This is a genomic window from Mesorhizobium ciceri WSM4083, assembly GCF_000519305.1.
GTDB classification, from domain to species: domain Bacteria; phylum Pseudomonadota; class Alphaproteobacteria; order Rhizobiales; family Rhizobiaceae; genus Mesorhizobium; species Mesorhizobium ciceri_B.
In genome coordinates this window covers 911,180-930,516 of the sequence record NZ_JAFG01000003.1, presented here as the reverse complement: position 1 = coordinate 930,516, position 19,337 = coordinate 911,180, and the positions used below count along the sequence as shown (strand labels likewise).

At 61.3% G+C, this 19,337-nt stretch carries 13 protein-coding genes; 4 read left to right on the top strand and 9 right to left on the bottom strand.

Going from position 1 to position 19,337, the window contains the following annotated elements:
* Positions 1 to 39 precede the first annotated feature (39 nt).
* Entirely contained in the window at positions 40 to 630 is a 591-nt protein-coding gene (locus MESCI2_RS0104645; protein ID WP_197031521.1) for a DUF6931 family protein, read from the bottom strand.
* 190 nt (positions 631 to 820) lie between these two features.
* Here MESCI2_RS0104645 and MESCI2_RS0104640 point away from each other — a divergent pair, with 190 nt between their 5' ends.
* A complete protein-coding gene (locus MESCI2_RS0104640) occupies positions 821 to 1,357 on the top strand; it encodes an OmpA family protein (protein ID WP_027035541.1) in 537 nt (178 codons plus the stop codon).
* Positions 1,358 to 1,395: 38 nt separating this feature from the next.
* Here the strand turns inward: MESCI2_RS0104640 and MESCI2_RS0104635 are convergent, their stop codons facing one another.
* The 8 genes from MESCI2_RS0104635 to tagH form a co-directional block, all read right to left on the bottom strand.
* On the bottom strand, positions 1,396 to 3,018 hold the full coding sequence (locus MESCI2_RS0104635; protein ID WP_027035540.1) for a caspase family protein: 1,623 nt from the start codon (positions 3,016 to 3,018) through the stop codon (positions 1,396 to 1,398).
* Between the two features lie 216 nt (positions 3,019 to 3,234).
* Complete coding sequence (locus MESCI2_RS0104630) at positions 3,235 to 5,604, bottom strand: M23 family metallopeptidase (RefSeq protein ID WP_027035539.1); 2,370 nt, start codon at positions 5,602 to 5,604, stop codon at positions 3,235 to 3,237.
* Complete coding sequence (locus tag MESCI2_RS0104625) at positions 5,601 to 6,011, bottom strand: DUF1036 domain-containing protein (RefSeq protein ID WP_027035538.1); 411 nt, start codon at positions 6,009 to 6,011, stop codon at positions 5,601 to 5,603. The genes MESCI2_RS0104630 and MESCI2_RS0104625 overlap by 4 nt, the downstream gene beginning before the upstream one ends.
* A 105-nt stretch (positions 6,012 to 6,116) precedes the next feature.
* A complete protein-coding gene (locus MESCI2_RS0104620; protein WP_027035537.1) occupies positions 6,117 to 8,600 on the bottom strand; it encodes a serine/threonine-protein kinase in 2,484 nt (827 codons plus the stop codon).
* The gene (locus MESCI2_RS0104615) at positions 8,600 to 9,379 is read right to left on the bottom strand and encodes a PP2C family protein-serine/threonine phosphatase (protein ID WP_027035536.1); all 780 of its coding nucleotides are present in this window, start codon (positions 9,377 to 9,379) and stop codon (positions 8,600 to 8,602) included. The genes MESCI2_RS0104620 and MESCI2_RS0104615 overlap by 1 nt, the downstream gene beginning before the upstream one ends.
* A 158-nt stretch (positions 9,380 to 9,537) precedes the next feature.
* The gene (gene tssM / locus MESCI2_RS0104605; protein WP_027035535.1) at positions 9,538 to 13,101 is read right to left on the bottom strand and encodes a type VI secretion system membrane subunit TssM; all 3,564 of its coding nucleotides are present in this window, start codon (positions 13,099 to 13,101) and stop codon (positions 9,538 to 9,540) included.
* 22 nt (positions 13,102 to 13,123) lie between these two features.
* Positions 13,124 to 14,635: a type VI secretion system protein TssL, long form gene (gene tssL / locus MESCI2_RS0104600; protein WP_027035534.1), complete on the bottom strand. Its 1,512-nt coding sequence runs from the start codon at positions 14,633 to 14,635 to the stop codon at positions 13,124 to 13,126.
* A 302-nt stretch (positions 14,636 to 14,937) separates the two neighbouring features.
* The gene (gene tagH / locus MESCI2_RS0104595) at positions 14,938 to 15,984 is read right to left on the bottom strand and encodes a type VI secretion system-associated FHA domain protein TagH (protein ID WP_027035533.1); all 1,047 of its coding nucleotides are present in this window, start codon (positions 15,982 to 15,984) and stop codon (positions 14,938 to 14,940) included.
* Positions 15,985 to 16,224: 240 nt separating this feature from the next.
* Between tagH and MESCI2_RS0104590 the strand changes: the two genes are divergently transcribed.
* Genes MESCI2_RS0104590 through MESCI2_RS0104580 form a run of 3 tightly spaced genes read left to right on the top strand, consistent with a single transcriptional unit; the run spans position 16,225 to position 19,329 of the window.
* Entirely contained in the window at positions 16,225 to 18,552 is a 2,328-nt protein-coding gene (locus tag MESCI2_RS0104590) for a type VI secretion system Vgr family protein (protein ID WP_027035532.1), read from the top strand.
* 10 nt (positions 18,553 to 18,562) lie between these two features.
* Positions 18,563 to 18,985, top strand: a complete 423-nt coding sequence (locus MESCI2_RS0104585; RefSeq protein ID WP_027035531.1) for a DUF6484 domain-containing protein — start codon at positions 18,563 to 18,565, stop codon at positions 18,983 to 18,985.
* A complete protein-coding gene (locus MESCI2_RS0104580; RefSeq protein ID WP_027035530.1) occupies positions 18,982 to 19,329 on the top strand; it encodes a hypothetical protein in 348 nt (115 codons plus the stop codon). The genes MESCI2_RS0104585 and MESCI2_RS0104580 overlap by 4 nt, the downstream gene beginning before the upstream one ends.
* Positions 19,330 to 19,337 lie beyond the last annotated feature (8 nt).

The window sequence follows — 19,337 nt, the reverse complement described above, 5'->3', positions numbered from 1 at the left end:
CGATCATGGCATCCGTCCAACTTCTGTTGGGATGGAGGCTTAGTAAGCATCCGCTGATTGGCGCAGCGCCTCGATCTCGGCCATCTGGATGCCCATTTCGACAAACGCGGAAAGAACGGCAAAGCGGTCCGCGAGGGCGACACGCGCCAGCCCGGCCAGAACACTGGCATTGACTGCATGGGCGACAGGAAACGGCTGCAAGGCTGATGGTGCTTCTGCGCCGACAACAGATCCGCCAACAATAGAGCCATTGTCATGCCATCCCGCCGCCAGGGCAATCCAGGCGCCCGGCGTTGTCGGCGCCGTTGCCTCCGCCTGGCTCACCGCGGCGCGATGGTGGCTGTCCGGTTCACCGACCCAGTCGCGAACATAGGCGAGCAACTCGTGATCCGTCCCATCGAGCAACTCGCTCAGATGGCTCAGGCATTCATGCGCCCACCAGACTGCGGCCCGATCGGGAAGCAGGTAGGCACAAAACGTGATCGCCTCCTCGGGAATGCGCCCGGCAAGGATGTCGCGGCAAAACTCGATCGGCGGCTGTTCGGTCGGATGCGTTCTCATATCCCCGGCAATAGCGGGACAAGCTATGAAGAGATCCCGTGCCGTCTTGAATCGAAGCCCATTGGCCATGACCGCCACGCTTTCATCGAGAAGCCCTACCACTCAAGCCCCAGGCGCGGCGCGGGTCAAGCCTCAACCGTTGATGCTGCAACAACTGCCGCCACCACTCTATCCCCTGGCGTTTATCGACAGACAATTGCCACGGAGTCTGGTATGATTGCATCCATCGAAATCGGATGCTCAAGCAGGAGTAACCGCTATGCAGTGGGGCAGTTCAGCCTTTGTGTTGGTGGTCGTGTTTTTCTCGACCCATGCTTCCGCCGACCCTGTTCAGAAATCAGAAGACATCGTGAAGTTTTTTGCCGGAGCGGCCGACCTCGGCAAGTCGCGAGGAATTTGTGTCGGCACCGAGGAAGAGTGCAAAAGCAAGAGCAAGGCGAAGGACGCGCCGGGAGAAAAATCCAGCCTCGATATGCTGATCAATTTCGGGTTGGATTCGGCCGAGCTCGACACCACCGCGCGCGCTGAACTCGGCGAGTTCGCCAAGGCGCTGAAGGACAGCCGGCTGAGCACGTTCAACTTCGTCGTCGAAGGTTTCACTGATGCCACCGGCACGGTGCACTACAACGAAGGCCTGTCGCAACGGCGGGCGCGATCGGTGGCAGCCTTCCTGACGGCCAGCGGTGTCGAGGCTGCCCGCATCAACGCGATCGGCATGGGCGAAAAGAATCCGCGCAGCCCCAACCCGTACGATCCCGTCAACCGCCGCGTCGAAATGCGGATAAAGACGCAATAGCGCGCTGCTGCGTGCTATTGCTCCAGGAATGCCGGCGGTCAGTTCTTGAGCACGCCGCCCACAGCCACACCGGTGCCGAAGATCAGCGCCTTGGTGAGGAAGTCGTTATTGTCCCGGGGCGGCGGAAGATCATCATCCTGCCGCACCACGGTCTCGCGGTTGCGCCGCTTCTGAACGACCTGCTTTTGTTTGCGGGGTTTCTGTGCCACCGGTTTCTGCGTGCGGACCTTCTGCACCACCTGCTTTTTCGGCTGCGTCGCACGGGCCTGATCGGCGGCATATCTGGCGCGCACGGTTTCCATCATCGGATCTGTCTGGATCACCAGGAACGCAAGTTGCTGGCGTGTCAGATAGGTGGTCCGCGGCAGGCCGTTCTCCACTTGCCAGATGCCGATCGCCTGACGTGTCTGAGGGCCTATGTTTCCGTCGATGCGGCCGAGCTCGTTGCCCAACGCTTCAATGCGCAATTGCAGGTCGATGCGACCCTGGCGGTCGAGGCCAATGGCACTTTCGGTCAACTCGGTGCCGGGTGTCTGCTTCACCTCGTCCGGGACGCCGACCGAGGTGCGCACCGCGGAGCCGGAACTGGCGTTAGCCTGGTCCGTATCGATTGCCGCGACCTGCCGGTTCTGGGTTTTCGGGTCGTTCAATTCGTCGATGTTCAGCCGGGCCACTGTAGCGAACCGACCGTTCGGAAACTGGTCGAGATAAGCCTCGTAGAACGGAATTGCATTGCGCTTCGAAGCTTCATCCCAAAGGCGTTGCTCGACTTCCCACGAAGGAGGGGCGCTGGCAACAGGAGCAGGAGCCGATGCCGCAGCCCCATTCGACGCGTCGGCCACTGGTGCGGCAGGCGCAGCTGCCGCGACGGGTTTTCCAATGAACACCTCGCGCCCCAGCGATGCGTTGTGCCACGGCCGCTGGCGACCCTGGGTGGTCTCGCTCACTTCGCCGCGCACCCGCGTCAGGGCGCTCTGGATCTCGACGCCGGGTTCGGTCAGGTGTCTGGCGAGTGCGGTGGAGTAGGGACTGTTGACGCCGTTGCCGTCGAAAGCGATCGCGCCCGGATCCGTGGCATACGCAATCAGGATGCCACCCGTTCCAACGCCCTCTGATTTTGCTTCGATCGGCGCCAGGCCGGATCCCAGCGAGCGCGACTTCGGCAGAGAGGCGGCCAGCGTCCTGGCGAGTGGATTGTCGCGGCAGGCATCGAGGATGATGACACCAACCGCCGGGTCTGACGGCAACGCCGCCATGAACTCGTCGATCTGGACGGTGCGTGTTTTGAGATAGGCTGGCGACGTCAACTCGGCGTCGACCGGAATGAGGAAATTCTTGCCGTCGACCTGCATGCCGTGACCGGCATAGAAAATTACCGCGAGGTCGGCGTCGTAGGATTGTTCGGTGAACCGGCTGATGAGGCTGTGCATGCCGGCATTGTCCTGGTCGACCCCTTCGATCACCTCGAAGCCGGCATTGCGCAGCGTCGATGCGATGAGGTGAGCATCGTTGGCGGGGTTGGGCAAGGTAACCGCATGGACATATTTGCTGTTGCCGATCACCAGCGCGACGCGTTTGGCGTCAGGCACGGCGCCCTCGACGCTGAACGCGGCAAGGACATAAAGGAGAAATCCGCTCAGAAAGACAGTGAACGCTTTCATGGACCAGCCCTCCGCCCATCAGGGCGCACTGTTGACGTCTGCGCATGCTAAATTTCGTCAGCGACAAGCTCGCTTATGCCAAAAATGGCTCCTGGGCGTATGTGATCCTGACCACGGTCTTGGTTCACAAAGGACCCGAAAAAACTCGCACATGATAGCACTTTGCAGCAGGAACACCAATGGTTCGATGGCAACCCACAAACCGCGAGGGTAGGTTCAGAGGGTCTTCTGAAGCGAGCTTATGACGGCCGTGACGGCCTGCTTGTATTTTTCGAACTCCGGCGATGTCTGGCGGATTTCCGTCGTGCTGGTTGTCTGCTGGCTGGCGTCAGTCGCGACCCGGGCAACCTTCTGGCCCATCTTCCTTTCTGCCCAATCCACGACATAGCCGGCGGTCTTGCCCGTGAGAAAGGGGTTGGCTTGAATGACGGCGGAACCGAGCACGGCGCTCAGTTGCGCCGAACCCGACGCCGACAGCACCTGATGCGCGCCTTCCATGCCCAGGAAATGGCAGAGATAGAGCCGGCCGGCCGTGATTTGATGGCCGCGTGCCCGAAGATAGGCTTCGCCTTCCCGCGCCAGATTTCGCACCATCTCGCGCGAGATCGTGGCGTCGTAGCGCAGAGCGAGCAGGTCGGCCGTCGACAGCGTTCGTGCCAGTTCAGGGCGGTAGGTGTTCATCATCCGGATCCAGGTCTTCGTTATGAACTGGCCAGCGCCGGTTGCTGAGGAATTTGGGTTCTTGGCGCGGGCGCTGCCGCCACTTTCGACATGAACGATACGGTCGGTCAGCGTTTCGACGGCAGGATCATTCGTTGCGACCGCGGCGGTTACCGTGCCCAGCGGATCGATCGCCTCGCCATTCTGATAGAGTTCGAAATGCAGATGCGGCCCGGTCGATAGGCCGGTGGTGCCGATATAGCCAATGATGTCACCTGCCTTCACCTTTGTGCCGACACCGCTTGCGATTGCGAATTTCTGCATATGCGCGTAGCGCGTCTCGCGTCCGTTGGGATGCGCAATCTTCACCAGGTTGCCGTAACCGCCGCCATCACCCTGGAAGGTGATCTCGCCGTCGAAGGCGGCTGTGATCGGCGTACCCACGGGGGCCGCCCAATCGACGCCCTTGTGGATGCGAACCACGCCCAGGATAGGGTGCTTGCGTGGACCGAAAGTGGACGTCATGACCCCGTTGACCGGCGTGGCCATGCCGTTGGTGACCGTCAGCGAGCGAACCTGATCGTCGCCGGTAACGCACGCAAACTGACCGTCGCTTTGCTGGAAGACGAAGCATTCGAGGCTCTTTTCAGTGCCCTGCACACCGACATACAGCACGCGTCCGTCGGTCTCGCTCTTGCCGCGCGGCGTTTGCGAATAGATCAGGACAAGGCGCTGGTCCTCGCTGGCGAAGGCGTCCAGATCCTGTCCTCTCGACAGGTACATGATCGCTTCGCCGATCACGCTGGTCGGAACTTTGTTGCGCGCCGCCGTCGAATAGATTGCGTCGAGCAGGCGATACTGCCGCTTGTGCGTGCCTTCCTCCGGTGCGCCAGAATAGTTGAACAGATCTTCGCGAACCCAGGGATCGACACCCGATACGAATGCGCCCGCGGCGTTGCGCGTCAGCGTGCCGACAAAGACGTTCTTGGCGTAGATCGACACTTGCATGAGCGACATTGTCGTCGTCTCGCGCGTCGGCCTGAAACCGCGCATGGCGACGACATGACCCGGTTCCAGCCCTTCCCGGTTGAAAAGCGCCTTGAGCGCTTCGCCTGCCAGCCTGGCGTCCTCGGCCGAGAAATGGGCATCGAGCGCAACACTGTCCAGACTGCGGTCGTTGAGGATTTTCACGAACGTGTCTTCGGTCGCCTCGAACCGCCGATACTCGTTCGTGACGGTGGCGACACTCGTGTTGTTTTCGATCTGCGTCTTCTGGAATGCGGGCAGGGCGGCCTCGCCCGCATCGATCGTTTCACCCCAGCCGGCTTCGGGATCGTCGGTGCCCATCTGCTGTCCCTCGGCCGCCGGAGCCTCGTTGGGAGCGGGCGAGGGCTGAAGATCGTTCCGCAGGTCCCCCGCCGGTGGCTGAAGATCGTCCTGCGGATCGTTGGACGGCGGCGGGGCGGTCTGCCGTTGCGCCTGGAAGAATGCGAAGTCCTCCTGCGTCGACGGTATCGTCGTCATGAATTTTTCGCTGGCGCTGAGCATCACATCCGACAGGATTTCGATCTGCGGCGAAACTCCGGCCTGATCGAGATCCGCAGGCCTCGCAATCGAATGGCCCTTCGAGGTGGTGTCGGCATCTGGGGCAAGGGTGATCCACATCGGGTCCCCGGCAAGGTCGATGATGGCAGGCACATAGACCGATGCATCGGCCGGCACGTCGTCCACTCCTTCGACCGCGTGGAGTTCTTCGTCTTCGTCGCCGAACGACCAATAGTCCGCGGTGAGGTAGAAGCCCACGGCGATCGACAGCACGACAATCGTGGCAAGACCGGCAAGCAGCCGGCGCCAGAGCTTGCGTCTGCGAAGCGCAAGGCGCGCCTGCTTCTTCTGCTTGAAGCTCGTGTCGATACTGTGCGTCACGGACTGTTTCCGGTCAGGAAGAACGTCCACCGCACCTGTTCAAGCGTATCGACTTCGAGAAATTGGGCCGCGATATGGCCGCGCTGCCAGCATTCGTCGATACCGCGGATCGAGAAACGTCGTCGCTCGATACACATTTCGGTCGATCCGGTGAGGATCGCATGGCCAAACACGTCCGTGGCATAGAGGTAGATGTAGCGGTTCGTCAGTTCCTCGCGGATGACGTTCACGCATTGATTTGCGCCGATCGTCCACCAGCCGTCGGTCTGGTCCGCATTGTCGATCTTCTGGCCGACCGCGAGATTGACGACGTCGAGCGTCTGATTGCAGACCGTGAACTCGGCGCGCGCTTCGCCCGATGACAGCACGGCCAGCAGTGCGGCGCCCGAGATGACCGCAAGCTTCATGCGGCCCGTCAGGGCAAGCAGGGCTCGAACCGGATCACGCTGCTTTATGGGCAGGTCGGCGGACGAGTGGGGCAAACACGAGCAGCTTTCCATCGGGCGCCCATGCTATCCGCCGAGCCGGAAATACTTGGCGGTGGCTGAGAACTGAGATCCGTCGGTCTCGATTTCCTCGAGAATCCTGGGAAGCACCACCGAGGCGGGCGTCGGCGTTGAGAATGCAGCCGCCTGAACATCCTGCGGGCCGGTGATCACCATTATGATCTGCGGCACAGCCTTGCCAGTGGCCTTGTCGGCGGCGCCGAGGGCAATCGGGATGCTGAAGGTAGCTTTGTCCGATTGTGCGACGATGCGGTCGTCGAGATTGAACACCATGCCTTTGTGATCGATCAGCAGCACGCTGGAAATGAGCCCGCCACGCGTCACCAGCGTGCCGCTGATCGGCGTACCGTTCGGCACCGATGTCCGGTCGAGAACAAGCTGCGGCTTGTCGGCCGCGGTCTGCCCCAGAAAACGCAGAAAATTGGTGACTTCGCATTGGCTCGGCTCGATGAGCCGGACGCTGATGTCGGGCTCGACATGGAATTTCGCCTGGAAATCGCCCAGCATCCTTTCGAATGGCTGGACTGCCGTTCCAAATCCTTCGATAGCGGCGGCCGTGTCGGTTGACGAATTCATGGCCGCATAGAAACAGTCGCCGCCGCCGAAGTCGCGGACCCAGGAGACACGTTGCGCGATGTCGTCGACGGCCGGGGGAACCGCTGGTTTGGGCACGTTCAACGCGACAACAGGTTGGTCCGGCTGTTTGGCTGCCGGTGGCACGGTCTTTTGGCTCTCGGCGTTCGCGACATCCGTCTGGCTTGCAGTGGGTTTGGCCGCCGGCGCGGCCACCTTGGGCGTTGCCGGCTGGTTGATCTGTGGTTCGGGCTCGGGCCTTGGGCCCTCCACAACCACTGGCTGGGCCGGCTGTGTCTTTTCGGATGGCTGCTGCGCGTCCGTTGCCGATGATTTCGGGGGGGCCTCGGTTTGCGCGGGGACAGTGGGCTTCGCCGGCTCCGGCGTTTGCGCTGCCTTGGCATCTGCCTGGCTTCCAGCCGGCGGCGGGTTCGCCTCTGGTTGCGGCTGTGCTTCCATTGTCGGCGGCTTGGCGGGCTCCTCGGTCTGCGAAGGGAGTTCGGCGGGCTTGGCCGGATGCGGCTTTTGAGCCGCCGCGGCATCTGGCTGGTTTTCAGCCGGCGGTACGCTGGCCTCCGGCTGCGTGACCGGAACTGGCTTTGGCGGCTCGGGGGCGTTCGCGACTTTGTCCGTCGAGGTCGGCTTTGACGTTTCCGGTGCAGGCTTTGATGGTTCGGGTGCGGAAACCGATGTCTTGCCGGCAGTCGGCGTCGCAGGCGTCATGAAGCCGCTCAGATACAGGCCCGCGCCTGAGGCGACAGCCAGCGTCGCCAAGGCAGCGATCGCGATGGTTCGGGGCTTTGTGGATTTTCCATCCAGATCAGACGTGACCGCGCGTGGCGGGCCGGCGACCGGCGAAGGACGCGGTTCGGACAAATGCGCGGGCCGGATATGCGGGACGAAGCGCTGCTCGCCCGGGCCTGTTGCCGTCGGCGCGTTGTGTCCCGCGACATTGGATGGCTGGGGCTGGCCCTTGGGATCAGGAGCAAGGGTTTGCCCGACTGGCGGCAAAGCCGGCCGGTTGCGGGGTGTGATCGACGTCGGCGGCTTTGTTCCTTCGTCTTCGCCACGCGTCATCCTGGCGATATCAGCCATGCTGACCGGCCGGTCTCGCGGATCCGGTTGCAGCATGGCCTCGACAATATCACGAAAATCGTCGTCGATGTCGGAGAGATCAGGCACGGCCCGGCGCTTTTCGATGATCTCGAATTGTGATCCGCTCATGTCGATTGGTTTCCCGCGCAGAGCGGCAACCAGCACCAGCCCAAGGCTGTAGATGTCGGACTGTTCACTGACGTCGCCGCTGTACAGCCCGAGCTGTTCAGGCGAAACGTAGTTGTACTTTCCCGCGAACTTCCCGCCGATCAGCGTCTCCCCGCCTACGGTCGCTGATCGCGCTATACCGAAATCGATGATCTTTGCGCGGTCGACCCGGCCCCCTGGCAGGATGATATTGTCTGGCGAGAGGTCGCGATGGATTGCTCCCGCTTGATGAACGGCGCTCAGGCCGGATGCGAGGCGATGGCAGAGCTTGCGGACCTCTTCCGTCGGCATCGGGCCGCGTCGCATGATGTCGTACAGCGACTCGCCGTCGACGAATTCCATGGCAAGGTAGGGACGGCCGATCCCGGGATCGATGGTGAAAACGTGGTATCGCACGACCGCATCATGCGACAAATGGTTGAGGATCGAGGCCTCTTTGCGGAACAGGGACAAGATCGTCTGGTCACGGGCAAACTCGGGCAGGACGATCTTGATCGCGACGTGGTCTCCGGTCTGGATGTTGTGGCCACGATAGACCTCTCCCATGCCGCCGAATGCGATCCGCTCATCAAGTTCGTAAATGCCGCTGAGCTGCGTGCCTACGGCGGTATTGGCCACCTGCGGCGATATTCGCGTCTTGTCGTCGGCGCTCATCAGCCTCGGCCCTCCGCTCCGGACAAATCAGGATGGAGCGATTGTCCGTTGCGCCCTTTTTTGATCTTCACCAGCACAATGGTGACATTGTCTGTTCCACCCCGAGCCAGGACCGTTTCCAGCAGATTTTCGCATGCCGCCTGAGGTGTCGCCGATACGACGGCGGCCTCGATCTCCGCGTCGGTGACATGCGCCGTCAGCCCATCGGTGCTCAACACAAAAATGTCCCCCGGCATCAATTCGCCTTGCTGGAAATCGATGACGAATTCGTCGCTGACGCCGACCGCATGCGTGATGACATTGCGGCGTGGCCAGGTGAGTGCCTCGGCCGCACTGATCATGCCTCTATCGAGGAGTTCCTGCACTTCGGTGTGGTCTTTCGAAATCTGCGAGATCGAGGCGTTGCGGATCAGATAAATCCGGCTATCACCCGCCCACAGGCAGGCAAACCGTCCGTCCATCGCCAACAGGGCTGCCACCGTGGAACCGATGGTTATGCCGCGAGATTCCGATATGCCGCGGATCTCGGCATTTGCCCGGCTCAGCCGGTCCTCGAAGCGCGCTCGCAAATCCGGAGCGGAGCTTGCGATGCCGATCGTGGCCAGATGGTCGACGATGCTGGCCGAGGCGACCTCTCCGGCCTCATGCCCGCCCATTCCGTCCGCCACCGCCCAAAGGCCGGTTCGTGGCTCGAGCAGATAGCTGTCTTCATTGTGCTCGCGCACACAGCCTTTGTGGCTGACGCCGAAACTCTCGAAGGGAAGGGCGACATCGTTCAATTTGCCACCAAGCGCTTCTCAAGCGCCCTCAACGGCGCACCGCCGGGCGCCCGCTCGAGCCACTTTGCCACAGGCACGAACATTAGAGTATCGAAATTAAGCTCCGGGCGCCTGAGGCTCATGCAGGGTGTCGCCGCACTGAAAGCTTGAGGCTCATCTCAAAACGCCTTCGGACAGCTGAATCCGGAAAGTGCGGGAAGCAAGAAGGGGTTGGGGCCGGAACCAGCCTGAATCGTATAGGTGACGTCGCGCCCGCCGATCACGAAGCGCGCTTCAATATTGCTGTCCCCGCCGGTGACGGTCGCCTTATCCAGCAGCCGCTTCAGCGCCCACGGCCCCTCGAACTTGATGGTGGATTCGCGGCCTGGCATTTCCGGCGTCAAGCTCAGGCTGGCGGACCCCGAGGCCGTGCCGCTCGGCCAGCTCACGGTGCTTGGCGCGTTACCCGCTTGGTTGCTCTGGACAGTCTGGCCGTCTACATCGAGCACCGCCGCATCTGCATCGCCATGCAGTGAGAACGGCGTGAAGGTCACGCTGACCGAGGGCACCGAACCGCCCTGGGGAAAAAAGGCGCTCCGGATTTCGGCCGCCAGCTGGAAGTCTTTCAGCGTGGATTTCGACAGGTCGCGGCCGAAGCGCGCGTCCTGTTTCCAGTTCCAGTCCTGACCGCTCATATCGATCAGCGATGCGAGGTTCTGTGCGAAGAACCGGTCCATCAGCCCGCCCGGAGCGAACAATTTCGCGAAATCCGCCGGCGCGATGTCCTCGCTACCGTTGCCGGCGAAAGGATAACGGCCGTTGATCGCCTCCTCGCAGGACTGTGTGACCGTCTGGTCGAGCATCTGGTTCAAACTTGCCAGCGAGGTTTCGGTGACGTTGCCTTCAAACTCGTCCGCCGTCGCATTGACCATCCGGCCGAGTTGCTTGGGCAGTCGCGAGACATTGGCGCGAAGGGTGGCTATCTGGAGCTGCAGATTTGCGTTGACGCGTTCCGTCTGGGAGGGAACGTCGGTCGCCAGTTGCAGACTCTGGTAGATATCGCGGAAATTCTGGGTCAATGCATCGATCGGGCGGTGTCCGGCAGGACCGCTCACCAGGGCTTGGAACGACCTGAATTGCGCCTCGATATTGGTCCCGGGATTCTGGTTTTCCGCGTTTGCGAACCCCGTGCCGGCACGGCTTTGCGATTTTCCGGTGGTGATTTGAATGCCGATGCGAGCCAGGCCCCTGGCCATGCTTGCGGCGTCCTGCGACTGGCCTTGCACCGTGCCGCCTTCGACCCCGGTGCCTGGGTCCTTGCCCGAAGCAGCGTCCCGCGTCAGAGCTGTTTCGTCGGCGATCGCCGTAAACAGCTGTTCGATCGGCGAGGTTGGCGAGGCGACGGCGGAAAGCGCGATAAAATGCGGCTTGTCCTTCAGCATCGCTTTGAACTTCAAGCTGTCGAGAACACTGTTCCACGCCGTTGCGAACTCTTTCCCATAGCGATCGAGAAGTTCGGGGCCGAGCTTGGGCAACTCCAGATCGATGCCGCCTCGCTCGCCGCCGCCACCGAGGACCCACTGGTCGTCGACGAGCGTCTGGGCAATGCGAGAAAGTTGCCCGAGATAGAAGGTGTTGAAGCCGGCATAGGTATAGATGCCGGGAACACGAAGGCCTGACAGATCGCCGCCATCGACACGCTCGAACAGCAGCTGCGCTTCCGGGCCGCCTTTCAGCGAAACAGAAAAATCATCAAGCGCTGCCGCGTATACCGCGGATTTGACCAAAGCGGACGCACGGTCGGCAAGGCTCATGCGCCCGAGCGAGCGTTGAGCGGCTTCGATGAGCGGCTGGTTGAGTTCGAAAACCGGATCGTAGGTGTCGTCCAAGGCAAGCATGGCGCGCAGGTGCTTTTCGAGCTGCTCGCGTCCTTCGCGGTTGTTTTCGCCTGGATACCGGTTCTGCTCCCAATCCTGCTTCATCCAGGAGATGATCAACGCGTCGTCGACCTTCGGCGCCTTGCCGCCAAGCATCAGATAGATTTTCAACGGTTCGTAGAGCGCGGCCGGATCGGCCATCCTGGCCTGGATCGTCCGCTCGGCCTGGATCAGCAGGCGCGATCGCAACATTCGTTCCAGCGCTTGCCGGTAAGCCGTCTTGGAAGCCGAAAGAAGTCTCTCCCGCTGGCTGAGGCCGAACGTCTCTTCGATCGGTGCCGGCACGTCGCCGGTTTCGAATCCAGCCGGCAGATTGCGCAACTGGTCGAGCGGACCAATGACGTTTTCGAGGTCGACATCGGTCACCTCGGTGCTTTTGAGCAGCGCGTCCGCCGTCTGGCGATACTGGCTCATGGCTTGCGTGGTGGAAGCGATCAGCGACCTGTTGGCTGTGAAGCTCAGGGCCAGAGTGCCGAGGGCGGCCGCCGCGATCAACGCGATGGCGCCGAGGCCGGCGAATCTGGCGATCGCCGCACGTCTTACGGCTGTTTTGTCATACGAAACCCATCCGGATTCGGCAAAAATGACGTCCGTCAGCAGATCGTGCAAAAAGAAGCTCTTGCCGGTTCCGGAAAGATGGGCGCGGGGATTGCTGCCGAAATTGCGGCCGATCGCGCCCAACACCTGATCGATTGGCGTTCCCTCTTGCGTGCCTGAAGAGAAATAGAGTCCACGCAGGCTGACATTCACCTGGCTGCGGGTCGGATCGAACAGGCTGGCGATGAAACTCGTAATCCGCTCCTTCAGCGCGCCAAACTGCGCCGGAAAGCCAAAGACGGATATGCGCGCGACCGGATCGGCCTCTTCCTGAAGGCGGTCGGGCATCTCCTCCGCCAGGCGTCTTGCCAGTGCATCGAATTCGGCCGGAGCTTCGGCGGCCATATTCTTGTTGCGATCCCCCGTCTGGAATGTCGCACCCCAGACCTTGCGCCGGCGCGGCTCGTCGAAGCCGCCGAAGTAATCCATGAACCCGGAAACCAGGTCGGCCTTGGTGAACAGCAGATACACCGGAAACTGGACCTTCAGCGTCTCATGGATTTCCCGCAGACGACTGCGTATCTCGACGACGTGAGCGTCAAGCTGCGGATCGTCGAGGTTGATGAGATCGGCAAGGCTGATAGTCAGGATAACGCCGTTTATCGGTTGCCGTGTGCGGGCTCTCTTGAGCAGCGACAAGAAGGCGAGCCAGCTCCTCTTGTCGCTCTCGGCATTGGAATCCTGTGTTGTGTAGCGTCCGGCGGTGTCGATCAGCACGGCCTGGTCGGTAAACCACCAGTCGCAGGAGCGTGTTCCGCCAACGCCGGCAACTGGCTGGGCATCACCCGAACCGGCCAGCGGAAAATTCAGACCCGAATTGACCAGCGCCGTTGTCTTGCCTGCGCCGGGCGGGCCGATGACGACGTACCAGGGGATCTCATAGAGGAAATTGCGCTTGCCGCTCGACCGCTTGAGCGCCGCCACGGCCTCATTCATGCGGGCTTCGAGCACTCGCGAGTCGTCATCGCGGTCGTCATTGTGTGCGACCACGGTTTCGAGCTCTTTTTGCGCTTTTCTCGCTTGCCAGAAACGCAGGCCGTAGAAAAGCGCGAGCGCTGCCACGATCACACCAATGATGGTCGCGCGCAGCCAGGCAGGTCCAAGAGGACGGGTATCGGCAAAGCGGATCAAAGGTCCGGCAAACCACACCGCCGCCGCGAAACCGGCCAGCGCGACCATGCTGAATATCCGCAGCAGCCAACGCGTCATCGGCGCTTCCAACCGGCCGTGCTCACAATGTTTCCTCCTTGGCGATCATCACATCGACACGGCGGTTCTTGGTGCGGCCTTCCGGCGTGGCATTGTCGGCGATTGGCTCGTCCTCGCCCTTGCCGTCGACCGTGAGTCGCGAAGGATCGCTGAACTTCGGTGCCATCATTGTTTCGACAGCCTTCGCCCTGGCGACGGAAAGATCGAAGTTGGACTTGAATGGACTCGATTTTCGCGGCTTCACATTGTCCGTATGGCCGACAATCCTGATTGGTCCGCGCTCGGGTTCCAGGGCTGCGGCGATATCGGCGGCAATGGGCTGGAACTCCGGCTTCGCCTCGGCCCTGCCGGACTTGAACAGCAGGAGATTGTTGATTTCGACCACGATGAAATCGCCCTTCGTACCGATGGTCAGCCCGCCGCTTTCGACTTCCTTGGCCAGTGCCGAGCGGATGCGATCGATCTGCGTGGTTGTGGCAGCGGGTGGGACGACTTTCGCCGGCTCCGCCAACGGAGCCACGCTGGCCCGTTCGATGGCGATCGGCGTCGATGGGTTGAGCGCCAGCAATTCACCGGCGGTGGCATCGCCTTCGTTGGTGATGAAGACCCGCAGCGCGAAGAATGCGGCAGTCAGCAGCGCCGACGCGGCTGCCGCGACGACCCAGAGCGGCAGGCGTGTCGACGACTGCGTCATGGTCGACGCCAGGCCCTGCCAGTGGGGCGAGATGTCCGCGCCCGCGCGTGCCCTGAAATAGCGAAGCGTTTCGTAGACGTCGCGCCGAACGCGTTCGAGATTGGTGTCTTCGCGTGTCAGGCCTCGATATTGGCCCTCGAACCCCAGCGACAGGCAGGCATGCATCAGTTCGAGCAGATCATAGTGTGCCTCGGGACTGGCCAGGATATTGTTCAGCGCTTCGAAAAAGCCCGTGCCGCGGGGCTCGACGTGAAAGAACTGCGACAGCATGCTGTGCCGCGCCCAGGCGTCCTTCCGTGGCCAAGGCAGGTTGCCGATGAGATCGTCGGCGGTTTCGCAGAGGATGAATTTCGCAATCCGCGCATCCTCTTCGGCGACACCTGATTTCTCCAGTGTCCTGTCGAATCGATCAATCGCCTCAATGACATGTTCCGCCAACGGCTCGGCCTGTCTCTCGACGGCGATAAGCCTGAGTTGGCCCAACAGCATCAGCAACGGTGCGGCCGCGGCAAGGATCGGGTTTGTCGCGGAATATCTGACACTGTCCGTGGCATTGAGCAGGGTCTCCTGCCGCAGAGCTGGCTTCGGCGCCGCCGCGGAAGCGCCGCCTCCTGCCGCGCCAGAAGGAGCTCCTTGATAAATCACGGTCCCGGATGTCCAGCCCGGCGGTGTATGCCGGCCGACGCCGGGATCGAATGCGGTCGAATCCTTGGTCTGCGAGGCTTGCCCGCCATCCGCGACGGGCACTTGAGCGACTGGCACCGGTTTTCGCTCGCGCCGTGGAGGAGCGCGAATGACGGTCTTGCCCGCCGGGCCGAAAGGATCGTCTTTCGAACTCATGGCCGATCGTCCGTGCAGGCGGTGTGCCCGCGACTGAGCGAGACAGGCGCAAAACGGCTTCTCGTCAGGTGAAGGAAACGCAACCCCTGCCGACCCTGGCAGTGTCCGGGGGAAGGTCGGCTATATCTCGCTATCCCGCCGAAAGATGACATTTGCCGCAGACCCCCAGGTCGATCAGCCTTACCCGCTTAGCGAAGTGTCGTATGTGATCGTAATCTCAGAAATTCTCTATTGGAACCGGATGCCGCGCACCGAAGCGGTTTTCTTCGTCGATTTCAGTCACGCATCCCTTTTGGGCCGGTCTATTTTTGCTTGTCGGCCTTGGCATAGGCTTCGCTGAAATAGGCCAGGAATATGTCCAGCATGCCGTTCTCGTGGGCCTCCTCCATGGTTCGCCAGGTCGCCACAAAAGCGTCCCAGGCCTGGCTTTTCTTCGACGAGAACGACGTAGGGGGGAGTTTCTTTCCGATCGCCTCGGGCGACAGGTCATCAAGCAATCGGGATAGCGCAGCTTGCATGGCGGCATAGGTGGCGAATTCGTGCGTCTTGAGATCGCGGAATGCATCTTCGATGCTGCGCCTGGCATCCAGATAGCCGGCCCTGCGGCGGGCAAACATGATTTCGAGGATGTCGTCGGTTCCCGGGACGAACTTCAGGGGGTTGTTGTCGGCGGCGCTGATCATCGTCCGTTGTGTGCTCTTGGCCAGTATTTTCGCGGCCGCGCGCGCTTTCAAAAGCATGGTCAGTTCCTCGACCACAGTCCGCAGGACCGTGCCGATTTCGGCGGCAACTTCATGCGGATCGCGCGATTGAAGCAATTCCGGCGAGATGCCGGCCGCGATCGCGATTTCCCGCAGCACTTCGTCTCTGGTCGAGGGGAGAGGCGGTTGCGACGAGAACGCCGGAGCCGGAACCCGCTGCCCGGACTGTTGCTCCGAAGGAGTGAAGAACGGCTCGGCGGCGAATTCGAGCGGCCGGCCTGTCGCGGCCGGCATTTCTCGTTGTGTCGAACTGATATGGCCTGTCGTGGCGCGCTCGTCGTCGATCGATACGAAGATGACATAGCGGCCGATCAGCACCCGGTCGCCATGGCTCAGCCGATGCGGGCCGGTCATGCGCTGGCTCGATCCGTTGATGTAGGTTCCGTTGCGCGAGACATCGTGCAGCCAGAAAGCGCCTGCCTCGTAGCGAACCTCGCAATGCCGGCCGGAGATGAACTTGTCGGGGTCCGGCAAGGTCCAATCACAAGCCTCGCGTCCGATTTCGAAGCCGCGATCACGCGCTGCGTAACTGGTCGAGATGCCCGCAGGCAAGGCGTCGACATTGTTGATTTGCAGACTGATATACATCGAGGATCGCCGTCGAACGCTGATCGATACTCCACATTCTAGCAGTTTGCACATCCAACAGGACAGCGGCGTTTCGAGCCAATGCATCGGCAGGCTAAGGTTTTTCCGCTGTGCATCTCTTTGGTCGGCCGGACAACATGTGGTAGGCTCAACATAGCCTGGTGCGGCGGGCCAAAAAGTTCCTGGATGCGGGAACTTCAAACCCACTGCCGGCGGCCGCGTCCAGGAGGGGCACGACCCATGCCGAACGAACGTGCCACGGTTGTGCAAACACCGGTTGGCGCCGAGCTGTTGACCTTCACGCATCTTGTCGGTCGCGATGAGATCAGCCGTTGTTTGGCCTATACGGTAGGGTTCGTTAGCCCCAGCCCCGATATCGATCCGCTGAAGATGCTGGGGGGGGGCGTTTCGGTGGAAGGCGAATCCGATCCGAAACGTTGGTTCAGCGGCCTTGTGTCCGAGTTTCGCCTGACCCGCATAGAAGACCGGCTGGCCTACTACGAAGCGGTCGTCAGGCCGTGGCTCTGGTTCCTCGGCAACACCACCGATTGCCGTATTTTCCAGAACAAGAGCGTCGTCGACATCGTCAAGGACGTCTTTAAGAAATACAGCACGGCGGAGTTCGATCTGCGTCTGCAGGGTTCCTACCCTCCGCGCGAATACTGCGTGCAATATGACGAGACCGATCTGGATTTCGTCCAGCGGCTGCTCGAGCATGAAGGCATCCTGTATTTTTTCGAGCATGACGAGGGCAAACACACGCTTGTCCTGACCGATGTGATGAGCAAGCTGAAGCCGGCGCCGGGCTACGAGAAAGTACCTTATCATTTTGAAGGGCAGGGCTCCCGGCGCGATGTCGAATACATCACCGAATGGATACCGGGCAGTTCGGTGCGTCCGGGCGCCTATGCCCACACCGACTATGATTTCAAGAAGCCGGGCGCCGACCTTATGGCCAAGTCGGCCCAGCCGTTCAGCCACAAACTGGCCGCCGGCGAAAACTATCGCCAGCCCGGCGCGCATCTCGAAGTCGGCCGGGGCGACAACCTGGCCGCGATCCGACGCGAGGAAATCCAAGCCGTCCACCAGCGTATCGCCGCGGTCGGCACCGTGCGCGGCCTGTTTTCGGGCTGTACGTTCAAGCTCGATGGCTTTCCGCGCGAGGACCAGAACCAGGAGTATCTGGTGGTCAGCGCCGAATACAGGCTGTTCGATCCGGGATACAGAAGCCATGCCGACGTCGACAGCGAGAACTTCAAGGTGATCCTGGGCGTGGCGCCGACCGCATTGCCCTATCGTCCGCCACGGATCACGCCCCGACCGATCATGCGTGGGCCGCAGACGGCAACCGTGGTCGGTCCGTCAGGCCAGGAAATATTCACCGACAAATACGCCAGGGTGAAGGTGCAATTCCACTGGGATCGCCTGGGCAAGAAGGACGAGAACAGCTCCTGTTTCGTGCGGGTCTCACAGACCTGGGCCGGCAGCGGCTGGGGTTTCATCCAGATACCGCGCATCGGCCAGGAGGTGATCGTCGACTTTATCGAAGGCGACCCTGACCTGCCGATCATCACCGGCCGGGTCTATAATGCCTCGCAGATGCCGCCCTACGGGCTGCCGGCGAGTGCCACGCAATCCGGCTGGAAGTCGGACTCCTCGCTCGGCGGCGGCGGCTACAACGAACTGATGTTCGAGGACAAGGCCGGCTCCGAACTGGTCAATTTCCAGGCGCAGAAGGACCACAACCTTCTGGTCAAGCATGACCGCACCAAGCTGGTGCAGCACGATCAGTCGGACCGCATCGACCACGACGCCAAGCATTCCGTCGGCCACAACCTCGACGAGGACGTCGGCAACAACAAGACGGTCAAGGTCGGCGTCGACCAGACCACCGATATCGGCAACAACGACACCGAGACGGTGGGCGTCAATCGCTCGCTTACGGTGGGGTCGAACGAGACGATCAATATCGGGTCGAACTCGACGGAGACGATCGGGTCCAATCACACGCAGACCGTCGCGATCGTCCAGACCATTACGGTCGGCGCCGCCCGTGTCGACAGCGTCGGAGCATCCGAGACCAGGACCGTGGGTGGCCCGCAGGCCAATACAATCGGCGCGACACGGTCGGTTACGGTGGGTGCGGCGCAGAGCCATAGCATTGGTGCCGACGACAGCTGGTCGGTGGGCGCGAACCAGAGCGTGCAGGTGGCGGCGGATCAAAGTTTCAAGGTCGGCGGAGCCCATTCCTCGCAGATCGGCAAAGGGCGAAACGCCAAAATCGCCGAGGACGACACGACCAATGTCGGCGGCGCGCGCTCCCTGAAGATAGCCAAGGGAAGCCTTGTCGAGATTGGCGAGGACGGTGCCATCAAGATCGGCAAAGATTTGTTGATCGAGGCTGGCGACTCCATCGTGATCAAGTGTGGCTCGGCGGCGATTTCGATGAAGAAGGACGGCACCATCAATATTGAAGGCAAGGACATTTCCGTCAAAGGCTCGGGCAAGATCAACGTGAAGGCTTCAAGCGACATCACGATGAAAGGTTCGGAGATCAAGCAGAATTGAGGGCGGCTGGATGACCAAGACTCGGAAGCGGATCGAAGGGGTGATAATCGGAGTTTTTCTCGGCTTCGATGACGAAGCACCGCTCGTCGTATTCCCGGGCAATACAAGGGAGACCGCGGTAAGAGCCCGAAGCCTGGCCGAAATGAGTTCGGATATGATCGGCTCCGAGGTCGCGCTCCTGTTTGAAGACGGAGATGTTGGTCGACCACTGATTGTGGGGCGCATTGTAGAGCCAAGCCGCAAGCCGCGGGCGCAAGTCAAACGCGACGGCGAACAGGTAAGGATAGTGGGTGAAGAACGAATAGAATTGCGCTGTGGCAAGGCCACGATCATCCTGGAAAAAGACGGCCATATCATCATCCGCGGCACATACGTTACGAGCCACGCAAGCGCCACCAACCGTATCCGTGGCGGCTCGGTGAACCTGAACTGATGGCAGCGCCGATCTTGCGCGAGATCGTCCGCCAGCATGCCGAAATGGCGGCGTTTCTATGGACGATCTACGACCATCACCTGCTCCACCCCGAGGAAAATCCGGAGATGGACGAAGTGCGTCTTGCCCGCTTGATTGAAAGGTTGGAGGCTCATCTGGACGGTTTGCGGGTAGCCGGAGATCAGGGTCGAAAAATTGCGCAGGAGCGCTTTGAGGAGTTCTCGGAAGCGGGTGAACTCTTCGTGTTGCGGATGCTGGCCGCACCAAAACCGATCCAGGTTGTGGATCTGGACCTTCCCAAAGTCAGAGAGTATCTGGCGGTGACCCTGAAACAGAACCGATGACCCCCATC

Coding starts and splice junctions, on each gene's coding strand:
- tssL (WP_027035534.1), bottom strand. CDS start 14,635: ATGAGTTCGAAAGACGATCCTTTCGGCCCGGCGGGCAAGACCGTCATT.
- tagH (WP_027035533.1), bottom strand. CDS start 15,984: ATGTATATCAGTCTGCAAATCAACAATGTCGACGCCTTGCCTGCGGGC.
- MESCI2_RS0104640 (WP_027035541.1), top strand. CDS start 821: ATGCAGTGGGGCAGTTCAGCCTTTGTGTTGGTGGTCGTGTTTTTCTCG.
- MESCI2_RS0104635 (WP_027035540.1), bottom strand. CDS start 3,018: ATGAAAGCGTTCACTGTCTTTCTGAGCGGATTTCTCCTTTATGTCCTT.
- MESCI2_RS0104645 (WP_197031521.1), bottom strand. CDS start 630: ATGGCCAATGGGCTTCGATTCAAGACGGCACGGGATCTCTTCATAGCT.
- MESCI2_RS0104625 (WP_027035538.1), bottom strand. CDS start 6,011: ATGAAGCTTGCGGTCATCTCGGGCGCCGCACTGCTGGCCGTGCTGTCA.
- MESCI2_RS0104585 (WP_027035531.1), top strand. CDS start 18,563: ATGACCAAGACTCGGAAGCGGATCGAAGGGGTGATAATCGGAGTTTTT.
- MESCI2_RS0104590 (WP_027035532.1), top strand. CDS start 16,225: ATGCCGAACGAACGTGCCACGGTTGTGCAAACACCGGTTGGCGCCGAG.
- MESCI2_RS0104620 (WP_027035537.1), bottom strand. CDS start 8,600: ATGAGCGCCGACGACAAGACGCGAATATCGCCGCAGGTGGCCAATACC.
- tssM (WP_027035535.1), bottom strand. CDS start 13,101: ATGACGCGTTGGCTGCTGCGGATATTCAGCATGGTCGCGCTGGCCGGT.